The sequence below is a fragment of the Alsobacter sp. SYSU BS001988 genome, assembly GCF_054796215.1.
In genome coordinates, this window is sequence record NZ_JBTAMK010000005.1 from 245,039 (window position 1) to 266,474 (window position 21,436).

Consider the following 21,436-nt stretch of genomic DNA (forward strand, 5'->3'; position numbering starts at 1 on the left):
CGCGCTCAGGCGCTGGGCAACATCCGCCGCAGCACGCCGTCGCGCTTGATCAGGGCGTGATACAGCGCTCCGGCGATGTGCAGCGCCACCAGCCCGGTCAGCGCGAAGCCGAGGACCTGGTGGATGGACAGGATGCGCTTGGTCGCCTCTTCGCTCCCCGTGACCGTAATGGGGATGGGGATCGTCCAGAACAGGTTCACGGGCGCGCAGCACATGGACACGCCCGCATAGCCCAGGATCGGCATGACGAAGACGATCGCGTACATGACCCGGTGCGTCCAAAGCGAGACCACGCGCTCGACGGGCGTCAGCCCCGATTCGGGCGGCGGCGCGCCCCGGAGCAGGCGGTAGGCGAGCCGCACGGCCACGATCGCGAAGGCGATCATGCCGACCGACTTGTGCACCTCGTAGAGAGCGTTGGTCAGCGCTCCCTCGCCCAGATTGGTCATCGCCACCGCGACCGGGACGAGGATGAAGACGCACAGCGCCGTCAGCCAGTGCAGCCACCGGGCGGGCGTGGAATAGCCGGCCTCGCGCGCGCTCGTCGTCATGGTCCGCCCTCCCCCGCGACGGACCGCGGCGCGGCCAGGTCGCAATCGAACAGCACGTCGCCATCGGCGAACAGGTGCACCCGGGCCGGCGGGCGCAGCGCCCGCGTCAGGTCCGGCTCCGGCCTGAGCTCCAGCCCCGCGCGCCCCGACCCGATGATGAGCGGCGCCACGAGCAGATGCAGCCGGTCGACGCACCCGGCGTCGATGAAGTGCGAGATGGTGCGCGCTCCGCCCTCGATCAGCATCCGGCCCAGCCCGCGGCTGAACAGCGCATCCACGATCCGGCGGGGCGGGATCGGACCGTCGCAGGGGATCACGATTTCTTCAGCGCCCGGCGGCGTGGGCCCGGCGCGGCGGCGGACCAGGAGGCGCCGGGGGCCGTCCTGACCCATGCAGCGCATGCCCGCCGGCAGGCGGCCATCCGGATCGATCACCACGCGGGCGGGGCTGGCGCCGGCGCAACGGCGCACGGTCAACTGGGGGTCGTCCGCCAACACCGTCCCAACGCCCACCACCACGGCGTCCACGTGCGCCCGGATGCGGTGCAGGTGGTCCAGCGCGTCCCGCCCGTTGATGTAGCGGGATTCCCCCGACACCGTCGCGATCCGCCCATCGAGCGACTGGCCGAGTTGCGCGATCACGAAGGCGCGCCCTCGAGGGGCGTTCCGGAGCGGGCCGAGAAGCGCGTCCCGCTCGTTCTCCTGACCGTGATCTTCGTCCGGGTTGATTTTCCTGAAGGATGCGTGTGAATCGGCGTCAGGCATCGACGGTGTCACCTCGGGCCGATTGCGCCCGGGGCGCAACCGCTTGAAAGCTCGGACGCGAAGCCTAACCTATGGCTTGAACGCGTCTAGGACGAGACGGTTCGGAAAGGTTCGCGGAAGAGTCATGCATAGCCGGACCGACGTCGAATCGCTTTTCGGCGATCCAGTAAACGCCAGCGTTGAACGGGCCATTTCGGAGTTCCGCGCCGGACGCCCCATCGTCATCGTCGACGGGCACCAGGCCCTGGTCGCCACGGGCGTCGAAGCGCTCGAGCCCGCCCTCGCCTCCGCGCTGGGACGGCTCGGCCCGGCGCATCTCGTGCTGCCGCCCGCCCGCCTGCGCCGGCTCGGCGTGGAGCGCGCCGCGCCCGGCATGATCGCGCTGCCGGCCGTGGACCTCGCGCGGGTCGAGACGCTGGCGCTCAAGATCGACGCCCGCATCGATGCGCCGGTCGGCCCCGCCGGCCCCCTCGACGTCGTGGCGCTGGAGCTCGCCTCGCTGGCGCTCCTGCTGCCGGCGGTGATCGCCGTGCCGCTGAACGCCGAGGGCGCGCCCGCCGGACTGCTCAGCGTCGAAGCCGAGGCGGTGCGCTGCTACCGCCGGGGCCTCGCCCGCACCATCAAGATCGTCAGCCGCGCCCCGGTGCCGCTGGACGGGGCTCCGGAGACCGAGTTCGTGGTCTTCCGCGGCGGCGAGGGCCTGCGCGACCAGGTCGCGATCATCGTCGGGACGCCCGACTTCACGAAGCCCGTTCCGGTCCGGCTGCATTCGGCCTGCCTCACCGGCGACCTGTTCGGAAGCCTGAAATGCGACTGCGGCGACCAACTGCGCGGGACGGTGCGCTTCATGGCCGAGAACGGCGGAGGCGTGCTGCTCTATCTGGACCAGGAAGGCCGCGGCAACGGCATCGCCAACAAGATGCGCGCCTATCAGCTGCAGAGCCAGGGCTGGGACACCTATGACGCCGACGAGGTGCTGGGCTTCGGCTTCGACCAGCGCCGCTTCGACTTCGCGGCCGAGATGCTGAAGCAGCTCGGCGTCGCGCAGGTCGCCGTCTACACCAACAACCCCCTGAAGATCGCGGCCCTGCAGCGAGCAGGCCTCGACGTCGTGGAGGACCGCCGCGCCTATGGCCGGCAGACGGCCGAGAACGTCCTCTATCTCGCGTCGAAGCGCGACCGCGCCGGGCACTATATCGATTTCGACGACCTCGCCGCGCATCTGCCCATCCAGGACTGACGTGGCGCCCGCCGCCCGATGGCCGCTCGGCCCGGTGCTGCTGATCGTGGCGGCCGCCTGGACGACGCTGTCCTGGCCCTGGCTGTCGGGCCGGGTCGCCATTCCGTGGGACGCGAAGGCCCACTTCCAGGCGCAGCTCTCGTTCCTGGCGGCCAGCCTGCACCGGGGCGAGGCGCCGTTCTGGAACCCCTATGTCTTCGCGGGCTCGCCGCAGATCGCCGACCCGCAGTCGCTGATTTTCTCGCCCCCGCATCTGCTGCTCGCGCTGTTCGATCCGGCGCCGAGCCTGCGCGCGGCCGACGCGCTGGCGCTGGGCATGCTGGCCTTCGGCGCGCTCGGCGTCGTGCTGATCTTCCGCGACCGCGGCTGGCGCCAGGGCGGCGCGGTGACGGCGGCCATCGCCTTCGCGTTCGGCGCGTCGGCGGCCTGGCGGATCCAGCATACGGGCCAGATCCTCAGCCTCTCCTACCTGCCCGTGGCGTGGTGGCTGCTCGACCGGGCGCTGGCGCGCCGAAGCGCGGGCTATGGCTTCTCGGCCGGACTCGTGGCCGGCATGATGGTGCTCGGCCGCGACCAGGTCGCCTGGCTCGGCGTCTGGCTTTTGGTCGGCGTCGTGGCCTGGTTCTGGGCCGCCTCCGGCGACGTCCGCGCGGCGGTCCGGTCCAGCCTCGCCCCGCTCGGCGCGGGCGTGGCGGGCGGCGTCATGGCCGCGGGGCTGCCGCTGCTGATGACGGTCCTCCTGGCGGGCGACTCCAATCGACCGGCCATCGACTACGAGGGAGCGGCCAAGGGCTCCCTCCACCCCGCCTCGCTGCTCACCGCCTTCGCGGCGAACCTCTTCGGCACGGACGGCCCTCTCGCCGATTTCTGGGGGCCGCCCAGCCCGGCCTGGGGCCCGGTGGATCTCTATCTGGCGCGCAACATGGGCGACGTCTATCTGGGCGCGATCCCGCTTCTGGCGCTGCTGGCGCTCGGCGTCGCCCGGGGCGCCTTCGCCGCGCGCGAGATCCGCTTCGCCGTGGCGGCGTTCGGCGTCCTGCTCGTCTACGCGCTGGGGCGCTACACGCCGGGCTTCGCGCTGCTCTACCATCTGCCGGGCTCGAACCTGTTCCGGCGGCCGGCGGACGCGACCTTCACGCTCGGCGCCGTGGCCGCGGTGCTGGCGGGCTACGGCGTGCATCGGCTCCTCGCCGGAACGCTGCGCCCCGCGACCCCGGGCCGCCTCGCCGCGGGCGCCGGCCTCGTCGCTGCGGGCTTCCTGCTCTGCGGGGCGGTCGCCATGGCCAAGGATCGCCTCGCGGCCGCCGCGGGGCCTCTGGCGCTCGGCCTCGCGCTCACGGCGGCCTCGGCGGCGGCGCTCTGGGCCGCTTCGCGGCTCTCGCCCGCCAGGCCCGTCGCGGCCGCAGCGCTGCTGGCCGCGACCCTGACGGCCGACCTAGCCCTCAGCAACGGGCCGAACGAATCCACCGCCCTCCCGCCTGAGACCTACGACGTGCTGCGGCCCGACAGCCGCAACCCCACCATCGCGCTGCTCAAGGCGAAGCTCGCCGAAGGCGCCGCGCCGGACCGGCGCGACAGGATCGAGTTCGCCGGGGTCGATTTCCACTGGCCCAACGCCAGCATGACGCACGGGCTCGACAACACGCTCGGCTACAATCCCATCCGCCTGGACCACTACAGCCGCGCCACCGGGGCGCAGGACCACGTCGCCCTGCCCAGCCAGCGCGGCTTCGCCCCGCTGGCGCCGTCCTACCGCTCGCTGCTCGTCGACATGCTGGGCTTGCGCTTCATCGTCACGCGCGGGGACGTGGCCGAGATCGATCCCACCCTGAAGCCGGGCGACCTGATCGAGATCGCCCGCACGCCGGACGGCCGGATCTACGAGAATCCGCGCGCCCTCCCCCGCGTGCTCTTCGCCACGCAGGCGAGGCAGGCCGACTTCGAGGCGCTGCTGCGGACCGGCGCCTGGCCGGCGGATTTCGACCCGGCCCGCATGGTGCTGCTGGACGGGCCGGCCCCGCCGCCCGGGCCTGACGCCGTCGAGCCGGGCTCCGTCTCGCTGCGGCGCTACGCCAACACGCAGGTCACGGCCGCAGCCTCCTCCCCGACGGGCGGCTATGTGGTGCTGAACGACAGCTGGCACCCCTGGTGGTACGCAGAGGTGGACGGAAAGCCCGCCCCGCTGCTGCGCGCCAACGTCATCTTCCGGGCCGTCCCGGTCGGGCCCGGCGCGCACGAGGTTCGTTTCGTCTTTCGCCCGTTCCAGGGCGCCTGGGACGAGCTGAGGGGCCGCATGGGCTGGCGCTGAGCCGCCTCGTCAGCCCTTGTCGCGCATGACGCGGGCCTTCTCGCGGTCCCAGTCGCGCTTCTTCTCGGTCTCGCGCTTGTCGGCGACGTTCTTGCCCTTGGCGAGGGCGAGCTCGACCTTGGCGCGGCCTTTCTCGTTGAAATAGATCTTCAGCGGCACCAGCGTCATGCCCTCGCGCTGCACGGCGGCGGTCAGGCGGTTCACCTGGCGCTTGTGGAGCAGGAGCTTGCGCGGACGCTTGGGCGTGTGGTTGAAGCGGTTCGCCTCCAGGTATTCCGGGATATAGGCGTTGACCAGCCAGATCTCGCCGTTCTTCTCTCCCGCATAGCTTTCGCCGATGGTCGCCTTGCCGCCGCGCAGCGACTTGACCTCCGTGCCGGTCAGCATGATGCCGGCCTCGAAGGTCTCGCCGATATGGTAGTTGAAGCGCGCCTTGCGGTTGTCGGCTGCGATCTTGAACTCGGTCGCGTCCTTCGATTTGGACATGGTTTCCTGTCGTTTCTCAGCCGTTCAGCAGCCCGGCATGGGTCAGGGCGGAACGGATGGCGGCGCGCGTCGGCTCGCTCACCGGCACCATCGGCAGCCTGACCTCGTCGAACATGCGGCCCAGCGCCGAGAGCGCATATTTGGGACCCGACGGGTTCGTTTCAAGGAAGAGCGCGGTGTGCAGCGGCATCAGCCGGTCCTGGATCGTCAGGGCCGTGGCGTAGTCGCCCGCCAGGCACGCCTTCTGGAAATCCGAGCACAGCTTGGGCGCCACGTTCGACGTCACCGAGATGCAGCCATGGCCGCCCTGCGCCATGAAGCCCAGCGCCGTGCCGTCCTCGCCCGAGAGCTGCACGAAATCGGGGCCCATCGCCTGCCGCTGCAGGCTCACGCGGTCGATCTTGGCGGTCGCGTCCTTCACGCCGCAGATGTTCTTGAGCTCGTAGAGCCGCTTCATCGTGTCGACCGACATGTCGATCACCGAGCGCGGCGGAATGTTGTAGATGATGATCGGGATGCCGATGGCGTCGTTGATCGCCTTGAAATGCTGGTAGAGCCCTTCCTGGCCGGGCTTGTTGTAGTAGGGGGTCACCACCAGCACGGCGTCGGCGCCGGCCGTCTCGGCGTGGCGGGCGAGCTCGATCGCCTCCTGGGTGTTGTTGGAGCCGGCCCCGGCGATGACCGGCACGCGGCCGCGGGCCTGGGCGATGCACCACTCCACCACCTGCCGGTGCTCCTGGTGCGACAAGGTCGGGCTCTCGCCCGTGGTGCCCACCGGAACGAGCCCGTGCGTGCCGTTCTCGATCTGCCAGTCGACATGGGCGCGGAACGCCGCCTCGTCCAGCTTGCCGTCGCGGAAAGGCGTGACCAGAGCCGTGTAGGACCCCTGGAACAAGCGGCTCTTGGTCATTCGGGCGTTTCCCTGTTTCGTCCGCTCTTGCGGCGCCGGACATGCTTCGCACGCTCCGGCTTCCAAACCCTTGCGCGGCGAGATCTGCGCAGGCCCACACATAACCGCAAGCCGCGCCCCGGAAAAGAGAAAGAGCGCAATCCGGCCCCGCCGGCGGGGGTTCGCAGGCGAACCGCAGGCCCGCGGCTTCGCTCCGCCGCCTTCTGGCCATGGTGGTGCGTCACAGCATGCGCATCGTTGATGAGCCTCTTCGGTTCCGCGGGTCCTTCACAGACCGACGGACTTGGTTCACCATTCGCTAACGAGACCGGCCCAGAGTGGGGCGGGGGCATGCTTTTGCAGGTGATGCGATGGCCCGATCTCGGACTGCGCGGCTGACGGCCGCCCTGTTCGCCTGTGCGGTGATACCCGCATCGAGCGTTTCGACCCGATCGGCGGACGACTCCATCCTGATGATGGCTTCTGCGGACGGCGGAGCTACGGACATTTCCGCAGTCGTTCACCCGCTCGCCAGCGTGCTGGCCTCGATCGGCTCCAGCCCGTCGGCGCTCATGACGGTCGGCCCTGAAAAGACGCCCGCGCCCGAGACGCCCGCTTCCACCGATGCGGCCGTCCCTGCCGTAACGGTTCCGGCCTCCTCCGGTTCCAGCGCCGCCGAGCCGGCCTCCGCCGCCGCCCCGGACGCCGCGCCCGACATGCGGCGTGACGCCGGGCCGGCGCCCGCCACGCCCTCCTCCGCGTCCTCGACTGGACCGGCCGCGCCCGCGCTGGCCGAGCCGCCCAGGCCCGCCGTGGACCTCGCGGCGCTGAAGGGCGCCGTCGATCTTTACCGCAAGGGCGACCTCGCCGCGGCCGACGCCGCCGCCTCCGCCATCCCGGACGCGACGTCGCGGCGCCTGCTGGAATGGGTCGCCATCCGCTACATGGCCCGCGACCTGGGCTTCGCCCGCATCGACGCCTTCATCCGCGCCAACCCGGATTGGCCGACCCAGAAGCTGATGCGTCGCCGCGCCGAGGAGGCGCTCGTCGCGGAGCGCCAGAAGGCCAAGGTCGTGCGCGCCTTCTTCAAGGGACAGGCGCCCCTGACGGCCGGGGGCAAGATCGCGCTCGCCCGCGCCCTGATCGAGGAGGACAAGGGCGCGGAAGCGGCCGCGCTGGTGCGCTCCGCCTGGCGCAACGACAATTTCGGCCAGGAGATGGAGAGCCGGTTCCTGGAGACCTTCCCGGAATTGCTGGAGGCCGCCGACCACCGGGCCCGGATGGAGACGCTGCTCTTCGCCGAGGACTGGGCCGGCGCGCTGCGGGTCGCCAACAAGGCGGGCGGCGACGCCGTGAAGCTCGCCAAGGCGCGCGCCGCGGTGGGCCGCAGCGCCTCCAACGCCGCGCAGGCCCTGGAGGAGGTTCCCAAGGAGCTGCGCAAGGATCCCGCCTATCTGTTCGCGAGGGCTCAATTCCTGCGCCGGCAGGAGAAGTTCGTCGACGCCGGCAAGGCGCTCACGGCGACGCCGCGCGATGCGGTCCGACCCGACACCGCCGACGAGTGGTGGACCGAGCGGCGCCTCGTGGCTCGCAAGCTCCTCGACCTCGGCGAGCAGAAGCTCGCCTATGAGGTCGCCAGCGGCATGCCGGCGGACGCTCCGGCCAAGACCCGCACGGACGCCGAGTTCCACGCCGGCTGGATCGCCCTGCGTTTCCTCAACCAGCCGCTCGTGGCCGAGAAGCACTTCGCCGACATCGCCAAGGCCGCCTCGACCCCGATGACGACGGCCCGCGCCGAATACTGGCTCGGCCGCGCCGCGGAGGCCGCCGGCCAGCCCGCCGAGGAGCACTACCGCAAGGCCGCCCAGCACGGCATCACCTATTACGGGCAGCTCGCCCGCGCCCGGCTGGACTGGCGCGACCTTCCGGTGCGCCGCGTGCTGCGGGGCGAACTCACCCTGCCCGACTCGGTCGGCGCCCTGCGGGCCGTCCGCATGCTGTACGAGGCCGACGCCCGCGACGTCGCCCAGCCGCTGATGGCGGACCTCGCCAACACGCTCGAGGATCCGGGCGAGCTGGACGCGCTGGCCCGGATCCCGGCCGAGAAGGGCGACGCCCGCGGGCTCCTGATCGTCGGCAAGGCCGCCACCCAGCGCGGCTTCCCGCTCGACGAGCACGCCTTCCCGACCATCGGCGTGCCGGAGTTGAACCTCGCCGCCAACGCCATCGAAAAGCCGCTCGTCTTCGCCATCGCCCGGCAGGAGAGCGCCTTCGACCCGAAGGTGGTGTCCTCGGCCGGCGCCCGGGGCCTCATGCAGCTCATGCCGGCGACGGCGCGCCAGACCGCCCAGCGCACCGGGGTGGGCTACGACGCCGACAAGCTCACCGCCGACCCAGGCTACAACGCCCGCCTCGGCGCGGCGCATCTGGGCGACCTCGTCGGCGACTGGAAGGGCTCCTACGTCCTGACGATCGCCTCCTACAACGCCGGCGGCGGCAATGTCCGCAAGTGGATCGACGCCTATGGCGACCCCCGGTCGTCGGCCATCGACCCCGTCGACTGGGTCGAGCGCATTCCGTTCACCGAGACCCGCAACTACGTCCAGCGCGTCATGGAGAACCTGCAGGTCTATCGCTGCCGGCTCACCGAACGCTCGACGCTGCTGATCGGGGACGACTTCAAGCGCGGCGTGAACCGCTGATCCCCTCGCCTCTCGACAGGCGCGTCTCCCCTCCGCAGGATGCGGGGCGATTCCGGGGAGACGCCGCCACATGGCAGAGAGCAACGCCGAGGGGTTCGAAAGCGTCTTCACCAGCGCCCAGGACGGGCTGAGGCTGCACGCCCGCGACTATGGCGACCGCGCCGGCGCGCGCCTGCCGGTGGTCTGCCTGCCGGGCCTGACCCGCAACGCGATCGACTTCCACGACCTCGCCCTGGCCCTCTCCCGGCATCGGCGCCGACCCCGGCGCGTGGTCGTCCTCGACTATCGCGGGCGCGGCCTCTCCGACTGGGATCCCGAGTGGAAGAACTACGACGTGAAGGTGGAGACAGGCGACGTGCTGGCCCAACTCGCCGCGCTCGGCGTGGAGGGCGCCGTCGCGGTCGGCACGTCGCGCGGCGGGCTGATCGCCATGGCGATCGCGGCCGCCCGGCCCGGCCTCCTGCGCGGCGTCGTGATGAACGACATCGGGCCGGTGATCGAGGCCAAGGGCCTGATCCGCATCCGCTCCTATGTGGGAAAGCTGCCGACCCCGCGCACCATGGACGAGGCCGCGGATCTGCTGAAGCGCATCTCCGACGCGCGCTTCCCGGCGCTCTCCGACGAGGACTGGCGCGTGCTCGCGGCGGGCTCCTTCGTGGAGGACCAGGGCGTCCTGCGCCCGAGCTATGACCCGGCGCTGATGAAGCCGCTCGCCGGCCTGGACCTGGAGGCCCCCCTGCCGACGCTCTGGCCGCTGTTCGGAGCCCTCGAGCGGCTGCCGCTGCTGGCCGTCCGGGGCGAGCGGTCGGACCTGCTCTCGCCCGAGACGCTGGACGCCATGGAGGCCGCTCATCCCGGGATGGCGCGCTGGATCGTGCCGGGCCAGGGGCATGCGCCGCTCCTGCGCGACGCGCCCACCATGGCCCGCATCGCCGCCTTCGTGGCGGCCGTCGAGGACGGCGAGGCCGTCGCGGGCTGACGGTCTCGCGGTTGCGGCGACCCGCCAGACGAAAAACCCCGGCGCTTTCGCGCCGGGGTCGAAACGTCCTCGCCGGAGCGGGAGATCAGAAGTCGCGCTGGATCTTCAGGCGGCCGATGAAGGCCGAGTCCTGGCTGTAGAGCCGGGCGCCGGGATCGGTCGAGACGGCGGTGAAGATCGGCCCGTTGTTGGACTTGATCCGCACATAGTCGACCTCCGCGCCGATGTCGAAGTCCTTGACCGGCGACCAGGTCACGTTGGTGCCCACCGTCCAGTAGTCGAAATCGCGCAGCGGGTTGCCGAAGGTCGCGCCGCCGGCGGCCAGGAAGGCGCCGCCGGGAACGTCGGACTTGATGTAGGACGCGAACAGCGCCTGGCGGATGGTGGGCGTCCAGTAGTGCAGGCCGGCGGCGGTGAGGCCCCAGGCGGTCGTCAGGTCGAGCTTCCCGTTGAACGGGCTCGTGGCGTAGAAGGTGGCGTCCGGAAGGGCGAGGTTGCCGAGGCCGCCGATGCCCGAGCCGAAGGAGGTCGCGATCCCGAAGGGGTTGGAGGCGATGTAGCTGGCCGCGCCCTTGGTGTAGGTGCCCTGGAAGGTCAGCTGGTCGCCGGCCGCGAAGGGCAGGTTGAAGGTCACGCCGGCGTTGAAGGCGAAGCCGTATTTGCTGTCCGGCGAGAGGCCGTTGTTGGTGGCGAGCGAGCCGACCTGGCCGACGCGGACGCGGTGCAGCGCGCCCGACACCTGCGCGCTCCCCCAGCCCTGCTCGACGCGCAGATTGGCCACGACGTCCGGCGTGGTGTCGCCCGTATAGGCGTAGAACGGGTTGGCCCCGCCGACGAGGTCATAGATCGACTGCCGGCGCTCGACATGCTCTTCCATCGACAGCGTGGCCGAGAAGCCCCCGCCGAAGGACGCCGTATAGGCCAGGAGGTTGGTGTTCAGCGCCGAGCCGGCCGTGGTGCCCACATATTCGAGGTCGCCGGCGTAGAAGTCGAAGAAGGACTCGGTGCGGCCGGCCGTGAGGCCGCCGAACTGGATGTAGGCGCGGTCGAGCGCAACTTCGGTCTGCGCCTGGCCGGCGTAGTCCACGCCCGTGCCCGTATAGGCGACGCCCTGGCGGGCCGACGAGCCGGAATAGATCTGGCCGATGCGGCGGGACACGTCATAGCGCACATAGGCGCGCAGCATGCCGTATTCGGTGGCGGTGCGCGCGTCGATATAGATGCGGCCGGTGGTGCGCGAGCCGGTCGTCGCGTCGTTGCGGGCGAAAGGCTGGCCGTACTGGTACTCGTAACGGGCGCGGCCGCCGATCTTGATGCAGGTGTCCGTGCCGGGGATGTAGAAGTAGCCCTCGCCCATCGTCGAGCAGACCCGGACATACTCGACCGGCGCCGCCTTGCGGGACGGGAGGTCCGCCGCACCCGCCGCAGTGGTCACGAAAGCCGCCGCCGAGGCGAGCAGGAGGGTGGAAACGCGCATCGATCAGTCCCCTTTGGCGCAAACGGCCTTCAAATCTCGATGGGACCGAGCATGTCGTTCGCACCCGCAGCATACAACCTACGATTGCGTTCCAGAGGCCTAACGCGGATTGGTTCCGCCATGGGTGTGACGGGGCGGCAACAATCGTCGAAGGCGAAAAGGCGAGAGGCGCCAAAGGATTGCGCGACGTGCCTAACGATTGGGCGCGGCGCCGCCGGGACGTCGCCGGACGCGCGGGCGACGCCGAATCAAAAAAGCCCCGGCGCAGGGCGCCGGGGCTTCTCTGGAGAGAGGCAGGATCAGAAGTCGCGCTGGAAGCGCAGGCGCGAGATGATCGCGTCGTCAGACTTCACGAGCACCCGCGGGGAGTTCGAGAGGCCGGAGAAGACGCCGCCCTTCGAGCCCTCGACGCGGAGGTAGTCGACTTCGGCCGCGATCACGAAGTCCTTGACCGGCGACCAGGCGACGTTGCCGCCGACCGTCCAGTAGGTGAAATCGCGAACGCTGTTGGTGCCGATCGCGCCGCCGGCGGCCGTGAACGTCGCGCCGCCCACGTCGACCTTGGCGTAGCTGCCGAACACCGAGGTGCTGACCGTGGGCGTCCAGTTGTGGATCGCCGCGGCGGTCACGCCCCAGGCCGTCACGAGGTCGAGCTTGCCCGTTCCGCCATTGGCGGTCGAGAAGGCGTCCGGCAGGCCGAAGCCGATGGCGCCGACGCCCGTGGAGATGCCGTTGCCGGTGACGCGGCTCGGATTGCCCTTGGTGTAGGTGCCCTGCAACCAGAGCTGATCGCCAGCGGCGAAGGGCAGGTTGAACTGCACGCCGCCATTGACGGCGAAGCCGTAATCCGCGCTCGGAGCGAAGCCGCCGATGGCCGCCGTCGTGTTCACGACGCGGACCTGATGGATGGCGCCGGACAGCTGCGCAGCGCCCCAGCCCTGCTCGACGCGGAGATTGGCGACGACGTCGGGAGCGCCCGCGCCGGCGTATTTGCCGATGGACGGGCCGGTGACGACCGTCACGCCGCTGCGGCTCTCGATCGGATCCTCGAGCGCGATCGTGGCCGAGAAGCCCTTTCCGAAGCTGGCCGAATAGGCGAGCATGTTGTGGGCGGAGCCGTCGCCGGCCGTCGTGCCGATCACTTCCAGGTCGCCGGCGTAGAAGTCGAAGAACGACTGCGTGCGACCGGCGGTCAGGCCGCCGAACTGGACGTAGGCGCGGTCGAGCTCGATCGAAGTGGAGGTGCTGGGCACCGCAGAGCCCACGATCGCGGTGCCGTTGCCGGTGCCGCTGGCGAGAGCGCCGTTGCCGCGGCCGAGCTGGAGCCGCACATAGGCGCGCAGGAGGCCGTACTCGGTGGCGTTGCGGACGTCGGCCTGGATGCGGCCGAGCGACTTCATGCCGGTGACGTTGTCACCGCGGGTGAAGGGCTGGCCATAGCCGTAGTCGAAACGCGCGCGGCCGCCGATGCGGATGCAGGTGTCGGTGCCAGGAATATAGAAAAAGCCTGCGCCCTGGGCCGAGCACACGCGAACGTATTCCACGGGAGCGGACTTCTTGGACGGGAGGTCCGCCGCATAGGCGGAACCGGTGGCGAGAACGGCCGCCGACCCGAGCAGGAGGTTAGAAAAGCGCATTTGAATCAGTCCCCTTTTTGGCTATCGCCTGGAGCGACACTGCGCGCGGGGATGTCGGATCGCAATTATTAATTTGATAAATGCTAGTCACTGCCTTGATTGGATCGTCAGTGTTGCAGCTTGGGCACACCGCCTGCGAGGGCCCTTCGGGACCCTCAAAACGCAAAAAGGCCCCGGGGACTCCGGGGCCTTTCCGCGATGCGAGAGAGATCAGAAGTCGCGCTGGATGCGGATGCGCGAGATGATCTGATCGTCCTTGTTGACCAGCTTGCCGGTCGGATCGCTCTTGAACTGGCTCACCGTGTAGCTGCCGCTGGCGCGGACATACTCCACCTCGACGCCGATATCGAGATCCTTGACCGGCGACCAGATCAGGTTGGTGCCGATGGCGTAGTAGTTCCAATCCCGGAAGGTGTTGCCGTTCACGTTGGCGGCGATCCCGGGAGCGTACTTGGAGCCGGCGTTGCTGGCGGCGTTGCTGAAGTCCGTCTTCACGTAGGACGCGAAGAGACCCTGGCGAACCGTCGGAGCCCAGTAGTGCAGCATGGCGGCTGTGAGGCCCCACTGCGTGGTGAGCTCGAGGTTGCCGGCGCCGCCATTGGCGACCACGACGGCGTCGGGAGCCGAGCCGCCGAAGGCGCCGACGCCCCAGAGCGCCTTGCCGAAGCCGAAGCCGTTCGACGTCACATAGGTCGTGGCGCCCTTGGAGTAGGTGCCCTGCAGGTAGAGGGCGTCGCCAGCGGCCAGCATCGGAAGGTTGATCTTCACGCCAGCGTTGACTGCGAAGCCGTACTCGGTGCTGGGAGCGAAGCCGCCCACCGCGGCCGGACCGGCCATGCGGATCTGGTGCAGCGCGCCCGACAGCTGGGCGGAGCCCCAGCCCTGGGTCACGTTGAGCGCCGCGACGACGTCGGGAGCGCTGTTGCCCGAATAGCCCGCATAGCCGAAGCCGCCGGCCGGAGCGCCGAAGCCGCCCGCCGTCAGGTCGCTGATGGCCTGGCGACGCTCGACGCCGTCCTCGATGGACAGGGTGGCCGAGAAGCCGCCGCCGAAGGAAGCGGTGTAGGACAGGAGGTTTGTCGGGCCGAGCGAGGAGCCGGCCGTGATGCCGCTGAACTCGAGGTCGCCGGCGTAGAACTCGAAGGCCGACTGGGTGCGGCCGGCGGTGAGGCCGCCGAACTGGATGAAGGCGCGATCGAGGTAGACGCCCGTCTGCGCGGACGTGAAGTCCGTCGAGGTGCCGGCGAAGCCCTGGCCGATGCGGTTCGTCGTGCCGGACGAGAGCGTGCCGATGCGGCGATGCAGCTCATAGCGCACATAGGCGCGCAGCAGGCCGTACTCGGTCGCGGTGCGGGCGTCGACGAACATGCGGCCGACGGCGCGCGAGCCCGTCAGGTTGTTGGCGCGCTCGTAGGGCTGGTTGTACTGGTATTCGAACCGGGCGCGGCCGCCGACGCGGATGCAGGTGTCAGTGCCCGGGATGTAGAAGAAGCCGGCTCCGAAGGTCGAGCAAACGCGAACGTACTCGACGGGAGCCGCCTTCTTGCTGGGGAGGTCGGCCGCCTGGGCCGCGACCCCGGTCGCCAGCAGCGCCGCCGACGAGAAGAGGACGGAGGAAAACTTCATTATGTGCTCCTGAAAATGCCCCGCCGGAGTCAGCCCCTCAGCGGCATTCCTTCACGTCGTCACGTTGTCGGATGACGGCCCAGGACACAATAAAATCAGTCCCTAAATTGGCCTTTATCAATCATCGCCATGAGGCGTGTGCTTAAAAAGTAACAATTCGCACAACCTTAAACGGCAAGTCGGGTTGAGGACGCGCAACGCGGGTTGCGTTTCTGGCGACCGAAGCCTCGATCCCGCCGCCGACTCAGAAATCGTGCTGCAGCCGGATGCGGCCCATCCACGCCGAGCGTCCGGACCGCGCCGGAGCGCCCGGGCCCGCCAGGGGCTGCGCGACCACGATCGCCTGGCGCAGGATCTCCGCCGCCATTTGGCAGTTCCTGAGCGGCGTCCAGACCACGTTGGCGCCCACCGCCCCGATCCGCGCCGAGCCGTAGGGAGCCGGCGCGTCCTGCCCGGCCCTGACGGCGAACGCCGCCACGCGCAAGGTCGGCGACCAGTCGTGGATCAGGCTGACGCCGGCGCTCCAGGCCCGGGTCGAGGCCGCGCCCGCGCGCGTGGCCCAGGCGTCGGCGGTCCGGGCGACCACGCCGGCCACGCCCGCATAGCCCCACCCGACATAGTCGCTCGCCGCTGACGCCATCGCGGCCTGGGCGCGCAAGCGCGTCCTGCCGTCGGGCCAGAACGGCGGCGTCTCCCACGAGATCTGCGCCGCCCAGCCATTGACCGCGCGGGCGCCGGGCAGGTCCGGCCTGGTCTCGTGGAGAGCGCCGGCCACGTGGAGCCGGTGGCCCCAGGCGGATCCGCCCAGCGTGACGACCCCATCCGGCCGCCGCGCGCCGGCCGGAGGCGCGCCGACCACGCCGACGCGCCGCTCGGATCCGTCCTCCAGCGACACCGAGGCGGACCAGCCGTCCCCGATCGGGCGGCTGTAGCCCACGAGGGCCACGGCGCCCCGGTCCGAGCCGCGCCCGTTCGCGCCGCCGCCCAGCAGGGTGACGCCGCCGTTCGGGAAGCCGCGATCGAAGAACGACCAGGCGCGCCCGGCGGTCAGGCCGGACCACTCGATGGAGGCGTATTCGAGCTCCGGCGGGCGGAAGTCGCCCCAGCTGGTCGGGGCGCGCAGATAGGTCATGCGCAGGATGGCGCGGACCGGGCCCTGGTCGGTCGCGGCCGCGGCGTCGAGACCGAGGGTCGCGCGCGTCTCGCTCCAGGACGCGTCGTCCGAGCGGCGCGCCGGTTGGTCGTAGCCGAAATCGTGGCGGATCCGGCCGCCGATCTTCAGGCAGAACGCGTGTCCGGGCGCCTGGAAGAAGCCGGCGCCGAGATCCGGGCAGGGCCGCAGGAAACCGTCAGGCGCGGGCGCCGCGGCCCGAGGCTCCGCTCTCCCCGCAGCGACCAGCGCCGGGAGAATGGCGAGACCCACGAAAAAGGACCGCCAACGCGCAACCATGCGACGGCCAAGAATTCAAAAATGAAGGGCGCCCCGAAAGGGCCTGAAACGCGTTCAGCATACGCCGCAGGCGCGTCCGGTCTACCGACCGGCGCTGGCGAGGATCAAAGCCTGCAACCGGCTTCAGGCGGCGGGCGCGACGACGCGCACGTCGATGCGGCCGGTCGCGGGATTCTCGCTGTAGCGGATCTCCTGCCCGGCCTGGTTGATCACGCCGAGGTCAACCTCCCGGTCGGGCAGGATCGCGACGGCGCGGTCCTTGACGAAGACGATGACCTGTCCGCGCCGGGCGGCCTGGACCGCCGCCATCCGCTTCAGCATGGCCAGGATGTCGGGACGCCGCCACGCGACCGGATAGTCGGGGTCCACATAGGCGCTGACGCGCCCTCCCCCGAACTCGAGCGCGAAGACCACCTTGGACCTCTCGGGCTTCAGTTCGGCGGGGAACTGCGGATCGGCCAGCCAGAGGCAGCCGAAGGTGCGGCATTCGCCCGGCCGCGACTCGTAGACGCCGCAGCCCACGCCCTTGCGGCAATGGCCGCACCATGCGCCCGCGGGCTTGTCCAGTTCCGCGACCCTCAGAACCTTGCAGCACAGCGTGCAGGACCCACAGCTCTTCATGAGCGACAGCCTCCGACCCCGGTCCGCCCTTCCATGCCATCCCGCGCCGCGCCGCGCCAGCGCGGATCGCCTACTCGGCCGCCAGCATCTCGGAGACGCCGGCGCCGCCCTGGAACGACAGGACGCAGCGCAGGCCGGCGGGCTCGTAGTCGATCCTCGCCGCCCCGCCCGCTTCCCCGGCGAGGCTCCGCTCGATCATCGTCGCGCCGAACCCCTTGCGGGTCGGGCTGACGACGGACGGTCCGCCCCGCTCCAGCCACTCCAGCCGCAGCGCGCCGTCCGCGAGGGTCCAGCTGATGGCGACGCGGCCGGTCTCGTTGGAGAGCGCGCCATATTTGAGCGCGTTGGTGAGCAGTTCATGCATCACCATGGACACGGCGAGCGCGGCGCGCGGCTCCAGGCGCACCGGCGGCCCGCTGCGGATGATCCGCTCGCGCTGCCCGGGCGGCTGCAGGGACAGCACGGCCTCCAGGATGCCGTCCAGACCGGCGCTCTCCCAGCTCTCGCGCAGCAGCAATTCATGCGCCTTGGCCAGCGCGGCCAGGCGGTCGTCGAGCTTGGCCGTGATGGCCGGGTTCACCCCTTCCCGGCGCAGCGTCTGGGTGACGAGCGCCTGCACGATGGCGAGGTTGTTCTTCACCCGGTGGTCGAGTTCGTGGATGAGAAGGTCGCGCTCCTCGTGCCGGCGGGCGATCTCGTCCATGAGGCCGTCGAACGCGGCGCCGACCGCCTCGATCTCGCCCTGCTCGGGGCTCGAGCCCACCCGCGCCGTCAGGTCGCCGCCCCGCCAGGCGCGGATGGCGTCGAGGATGCGGCGGATGGGGCGCCGCACGAACCGCTCGCCGAACTCCCTGGCGCCCAGCAGGGCGCCGGCGACGCCCAGGAGCGCGATCAGCAGCCCCACGCCGGTCGAGCGGTCGATCGCCTCGAAGCTCGCGTCGGAGGAGAGCCCCGCGCTGATATAGAGCGGGAGCCGGGGCGTGGCCGGGATGTAGCCGATCACCCGCGTGGTCCCGTCCTGGCTGACGACGGTCTCCACGCCGGGCGAGGGCGCGTGCACGAGGCGCTGGAAGGCGTCCGGGATGCGCGTGCCCAGGAACCGGTCCGGGAAGGGCTCGCGGAAGACGATCACGCCATCCGCGTCCGCGATGGTGAGCGCGCCGCCCGGCGAGAGCCCGCGTTCGCGAAGGCGCTGGCCGAGCGCCTGGAGATCGATCCCGGCCGCCAAGACGCCCATGACGGCCCCGTCGACGCCGCGGATCGGCAAGCTGACGGGCAGCGTCGCCTTGCCGCTCTGGCGCCCCACCGAGTATCCGCCCACCGTCGGCCTGCCGCTCTCCAGCGCGGACCTGAAGAACGCTGCATCCGCATAGTTCTCCAGCGGGCGCGGGGAATTGCGGCTGCAGCGCAGCCCGCCCTGCAGGTCGATGGCGACGATGCCGGTCACCAGCGTCACCTGGTTCTGCAGGTGACTGAGGTAATCCGCGCAGTTTTCGGCGTCGAGGTTGCGGACGCCCGGCGCCGAGCTGACCGCCAGGAGCAGCCCGTTCACGCCTTCGATGACCCGGTCGAGCTCCGACGCGGCCAGGCGGGCGCTCCGCAGCGCCATGTCGTTGACCTCGGCGACCCTCGAGCGGCGCAGCGTGATCTCGTTGGAGACGATGATGGCGATCGCGGGGACGAGCGCCACGACGGCAAGGGCGAACAGTCGTTGCCGGAGGGTGAGATTCAAGGCGGCAGCCAGCGTTGGGATCGCAAGGCGCAGTCTAGCACGAACATGAGCTTTGCAACCCAGCACACGCTCCGGTACGGGGAGTGCGGCCCTTGAGTTTCGGCCGCCGCGGGCGTTCCCTGCCGACGGCGGCGCGCCGGCCGCGCCTCAAGAGGATGTCCGCATGAGATCGAAGCTGTGCGCTCTGGCGGTGGCGCTGAGCCTCTCGGCCGCGCTGGCGGGCCTGGCGGCCGCGACGCCCGCGGCCGCCCAGGCGACGGCCGCCTTTCAAGGCTTTCTGCAGCAGATCGGCCAGCAGGCGCTCGCGGCCGGGGTGAGCCAGGCCGTGATCGACCAGAACCTCCAGGGCCTGACGCCCGACCCGTCGCTGCTCGGTCAGGGAACCCGGCAGCCGGAGTTCTCGCGCACGCTGCAGGCCTATGTGGCGGACGCCGCCTCGCCCGGACGCGCCGCGAGGGGGCGACAGTTCGCCGCGCAATGGGCGGGGGACATCGCGGCCGCCGAGGCCCGGACCGGCGTCGCCGGCCCCATGCTGCTGGCCCTCTGGGCCATGGAGGCCGATTTCGGCCGGGACCAGGGCTCGCGCGACGTCCTGCGCTCCCTGGCGACGCTGGCCTATGCGCGTCCGCAGACGCCGAGCTTCCGCGACGAGGTCGTGGCGGCGCTCGTCATGATCCAGCGCGGCGTCGCCCGCGAGCGGCTGCGCGGCTCCTGGGCCGGCGCCATGGGCAACCCGCAATTCCTGCCCTCGGCCTATCTCAAATATGCGGTGTCGCTGGAGGGTCGCCAGAACCCGGACATCTGGAGCTCCGTGCCCGACAGCCTCGCCTCGATCGGCTCGTTCCTGCGGCAGTCGGGCTGGACGGCCGGCGCGCCGGCCGCGCTCGAGGTGACGCTGCCGGCCGGCTTCGACTTCCCGGTGCTTCGCCAGGGCGCAGCCGCCTGGGCTCGAGCGGGCCTGCGGCCCGCGGATGGGACGGCGATGCCGACGGCCGGCGAGGCGATGCTGTTCCTGCCCTCGGGGGCGGGCGGGCCGGCCTTCCTGCTGTTTCAGAATTTCTGGGTGCTGAAGGCCTATAATTTCTCGGACAGCTACGCCATGGCGGCCTCGATCCTCGCCGACCGGATCGCCGGCCGCCCCGGCGTGCGCGCTCCCTGGCCCAAGGGCGAGACGATCCTGCCGCAGCAGGACCGCGAGCGCCTGCAAAGGCTCTTGGTCGCGCTCGGCGACTACAAGGGGGTGGTGGACGGCCGATTCGGCCCCGTCACCCGCGAGGCGATCCACGCGTTCCAGCGCCGCGTCGGCTACGCGCCCTCGGACGGATATCCCTCCGCGGCCCTGCTGGCGCGGGCCGAAGCGGAGGCGAAGCGGGCGGCCGCGAACTGAAGGACGCCGGACGAAGGCGCTCCGCGAGAGAGCCGCCGCGGCCGGCGCGGAGGAGCGCCCCGCCGGCCGGGAGAGGTCGGCTCAGCGACGGCCGAGGAAGAGCCCGATCCCGAACGCGAAGCCCACCGCCTGGAGCGGCTTCTCGCGGATGTAGTCCACCACCGAGTCCACGTTCAGCGACGCCAGAGGATTGGCCGTTCCCTGCCGCGACGCGGTGCGTCCCGTCGAGCCGCCGCCCTGCCCGCCCGAGAACGACCGGGCTCCGGTGCGCACCGCCGTGCGCGCGTCGAGCGTGACGGTGGCGTCGTCGTCAAGGATCGCGGTCACCCGCTCGAAGTCGGCGTTGGTCACCGTGACCCGCACGATGTAGCCGTGGCTCGCCGCGCCCGCTTCGCCGCGTTCGGCGTCGGACTGCACGAGCCCGCCCTCGGCGGCGGCGCTCGGCTCCAGCTTGACCCGGTCGGGCCCGTAGCCGATGGCGCCGAGGTCGCGCACGACCTTGTCGGCGGCCTCCCGGGTGGCGAAGAACGCGGTCGTCTGCCGCGTCTCAGAGTGGAAATCCTGGTCCATGTTTCGTCCCCGTGCTGTCCTGAAGGCTCGTGACAACCCGCGCCTGAGCCTTGTCGTTCCAGGCCGGGGCCGACCCGCTCTTCAGGGCCCGCTCAGCGTGCGCGGCGGACGAAGCCGGCCGCCGTGCGGTGCAGGATGGAATGCCGGCGGGCGACGCGCTCGACGTCCCGGTCATAGCCGCCGCCGATGACGCCGCAGACCGGGCGCCCCTTGCCCAGGCAGGCGCGCAGCACGAAGGCGTCGCGCTCGGCGAGCCCGTCGTCGCTCAGCGCCAGGCGCCCCAGCCGGTCGTCCCGGTGCGGATCGACGCCGGCGTTGTAGAAGACCAGGTCCGGCCGCACGCGGTCGACGAGGTCGGGCAGGACCTTTCGCAAGGCGTCGAGATAGACGTCGTCCTCAGTCCCGTCCGGCAGGTCGATGTCGAGGTCGCTGCGCGCCCGGCGCACGGGGTAGTTCTTCTCTCCATGCATCGAGAAGGTGAACACGCGCGGGTCGTCGGCGAAGATCGAGGCGGTGCCGTCGCCCTGGTGCACGTCGAGGTCGACGACCAGCACCCGGCCCGCCTCCCCTTCGTCGAGCAGCGCCGCGGCCGCGACCGCGACGTCGTTGAAGGTGCAGAACCCGGCCCCGTGCGGAGCCGAGGCGTGGTGGCTGCCCCCCGCCGTGTTGCAGGCGAGGCCGTGCCGCAGCGCCAGCCGGGCGGCGAGCAGCGTGCCTCCCGTCGCCGCACGGGCGCGGCGGGCGACCGACGCCGTCATGGGGAGCCCGATCTGGCGCTCGATCTCGCGCGGCACGCGCGCCTCGAACACCTGCCGCACATAGTCGGCTGCGTGCACCCGGGCCAGCAGTTCGAAGGAGGCCGGCTCGGGCTCGACGAAGCCGCCCGGGCTCACCACCCCCTCCTCCACGAGGATCTCGGCCAGCCGCTGGTACTTGCCCATCGGGAACCGGTGATCGTGGGGGATGTCGGCGGTGTAGGCCGGGTGATGGACGACGGGAAGCATGGCCCTGAACTAG

Annotated in this window: 17 protein-coding genes; 5 read left to right on the top strand and 12 right to left on the bottom strand. The window is 70.9% G+C overall.

Features of this window, described 5'->3' with window-relative positions:
- Positions 1–5: 5 nt before the first annotated feature.
- Both ACYVO7_RS12775 and ACYVO7_RS12780 read right to left on the bottom strand, forming a co-directional pair.
- The gene (locus tag ACYVO7_RS12775; protein WP_460450198.1) at positions 6–551 is read right to left on the bottom strand and encodes a cytochrome b; all 546 of its coding nucleotides are present in this window, start codon (positions 549–551) and stop codon (positions 6–8) included.
- Positions 548–1,315, bottom strand: a complete 768-nt coding sequence (locus ACYVO7_RS12780; protein ID WP_460450199.1) for a RibD family protein — start codon at positions 1,313–1,315, stop codon at positions 548–550. The genes ACYVO7_RS12775 and ACYVO7_RS12780 overlap by 4 nt, the downstream gene beginning before the upstream one ends.
- Before the next feature lie 124 nt (positions 1,316–1,439).
- On the opposite strand from ACYVO7_RS12780, the gene ribA reads away from it, so the two are divergent.
- On the top strand, positions 1,440–2,555 hold the full coding sequence (gene ribA / locus ACYVO7_RS12785) for a GTP cyclohydrolase II RibA (protein ID WP_460450200.1): 1,116 nt from the start codon (positions 1,440–1,442) through the stop codon (positions 2,553–2,555).
- 1 nt (position 2,556) lies between these two features.
- Positions 2,557–4,863, top strand: a complete 2,307-nt coding sequence (locus tag ACYVO7_RS12790) for a hypothetical protein (RefSeq protein ID WP_460450201.1) — start codon at positions 2,557–2,559, stop codon at positions 4,861–4,863.
- A gap of 9 nt (positions 4,864–4,872) precedes the next feature.
- On the opposite strand, the gene smpB is transcribed toward ACYVO7_RS12790, so the two are convergent.
- Both smpB and dapA read right to left on the bottom strand, forming a co-directional pair.
- The gene (gene smpB / locus ACYVO7_RS12795) at positions 4,873–5,349 is read right to left on the bottom strand and encodes an SsrA-binding protein SmpB (RefSeq protein WP_406853701.1); all 477 of its coding nucleotides are present in this window, start codon (positions 5,347–5,349) and stop codon (positions 4,873–4,875) included.
- Between the two features lie 16 nt (positions 5,350–5,365).
- Positions 5,366–6,259 carry a 4-hydroxy-tetrahydrodipicolinate synthase gene (dapA, locus tag ACYVO7_RS12800; RefSeq protein WP_460450202.1) on the bottom strand — a complete coding sequence of 298 codons (894 nt, stop codon included), beginning with the start codon at positions 6,257–6,259 and terminating at the stop codon, positions 5,366–5,368.
- A 452-nt stretch (positions 6,260–6,711) separates the two neighbouring features.
- Between dapA and ACYVO7_RS12805 the strand changes: the two genes are divergently transcribed.
- Positions 6,712–8,940: a lytic transglycosylase domain-containing protein gene (locus ACYVO7_RS12805; RefSeq protein ID WP_460450203.1), complete on the top strand. Its 2,229-nt coding sequence runs from the start codon at positions 6,712–6,714 to the stop codon at positions 8,938–8,940.
- A 70-nt stretch (positions 8,941–9,010) separates the two neighbouring features.
- A complete protein-coding gene (locus ACYVO7_RS12810; RefSeq protein ID WP_460450204.1) occupies positions 9,011–9,919 on the top strand; it encodes an alpha/beta fold hydrolase in 909 nt (302 codons plus the stop codon).
- Between the two features lie 85 nt (positions 9,920–10,004).
- On the opposite strand, the gene ACYVO7_RS12815 is transcribed toward ACYVO7_RS12810, so the two are convergent.
- The 6 genes from ACYVO7_RS12815 to ACYVO7_RS12840 all read right to left on the bottom strand — a co-directional run bounded on the left by ACYVO7_RS12815 (position 10,005) and on the right by ACYVO7_RS12840 (position 18,462).
- A complete protein-coding gene (locus tag ACYVO7_RS12815) occupies positions 10,005–11,396 on the bottom strand; it encodes a porin (protein ID WP_460450205.1) in 1,392 nt (463 codons plus the stop codon).
- A gap of 299 nt (positions 11,397–11,695) precedes the next feature.
- Complete coding sequence (locus ACYVO7_RS12820; RefSeq protein WP_460450206.1) at positions 11,696–13,033, bottom strand: porin; 1,338 nt, start codon at positions 13,031–13,033, stop codon at positions 11,696–11,698.
- 210 nt (positions 13,034–13,243) lie between these two features.
- Complete coding sequence (locus ACYVO7_RS12825) at positions 13,244–14,659, bottom strand: porin (RefSeq protein WP_460450207.1); 1,416 nt, start codon at positions 14,657–14,659, stop codon at positions 13,244–13,246.
- A 244-nt stretch (positions 14,660–14,903) separates the two neighbouring features.
- On the bottom strand, positions 14,904–16,082 hold the full coding sequence (locus ACYVO7_RS12830; protein WP_460450208.1) for a porin: 1,179 nt from the start codon (positions 16,080–16,082) through the stop codon (positions 14,904–14,906).
- A 150-nt stretch (positions 16,083–16,232) separates the two neighbouring features.
- Entirely contained in the window at positions 16,233–16,730 is a 498-nt protein-coding gene (locus ACYVO7_RS12835) for a hypothetical protein (protein WP_460450209.1), read from the bottom strand.
- Positions 16,731–16,800: 70 nt separating this feature from the next.
- Positions 16,801–18,462, bottom strand: coding sequence for a sensor histidine kinase (locus ACYVO7_RS12840; protein ID WP_460450210.1), 1,662 nt, complete (start codon positions 18,460–18,462; stop codon positions 16,801–16,803).
- 163 nt (positions 18,463–18,625) lie between these two features.
- Here ACYVO7_RS12840 and ACYVO7_RS12845 point away from each other — a divergent pair, with 163 nt between their 5' ends.
- The gene (locus ACYVO7_RS12845; protein ID WP_460450211.1) at positions 18,626–19,849 is read left to right on the top strand and encodes a lytic murein transglycosylase; all 1,224 of its coding nucleotides are present in this window, start codon (positions 18,626–18,628) and stop codon (positions 19,847–19,849) included.
- A gap of 81 nt (positions 19,850–19,930) precedes the next feature.
- Here ACYVO7_RS12845 and ACYVO7_RS12850 read toward each other — a convergent pair whose 3' ends face one another.
- Both ACYVO7_RS12850 and ACYVO7_RS12855 read right to left on the bottom strand, forming a co-directional pair.
- Positions 19,931–20,419 carry a hypothetical protein gene (locus ACYVO7_RS12850; protein ID WP_460450212.1) on the bottom strand — a complete coding sequence of 163 codons (489 nt, stop codon included), beginning with the start codon at positions 20,417–20,419 and terminating at the stop codon, positions 19,931–19,933.
- A gap of 92 nt (positions 20,420–20,511) precedes the next feature.
- Complete coding sequence (locus ACYVO7_RS12855) at positions 20,512–21,423, bottom strand: histone deacetylase family protein (protein ID WP_460450213.1); 912 nt, start codon at positions 21,421–21,423, stop codon at positions 20,512–20,514.
- Positions 21,424–21,436 lie beyond the last annotated feature (13 nt).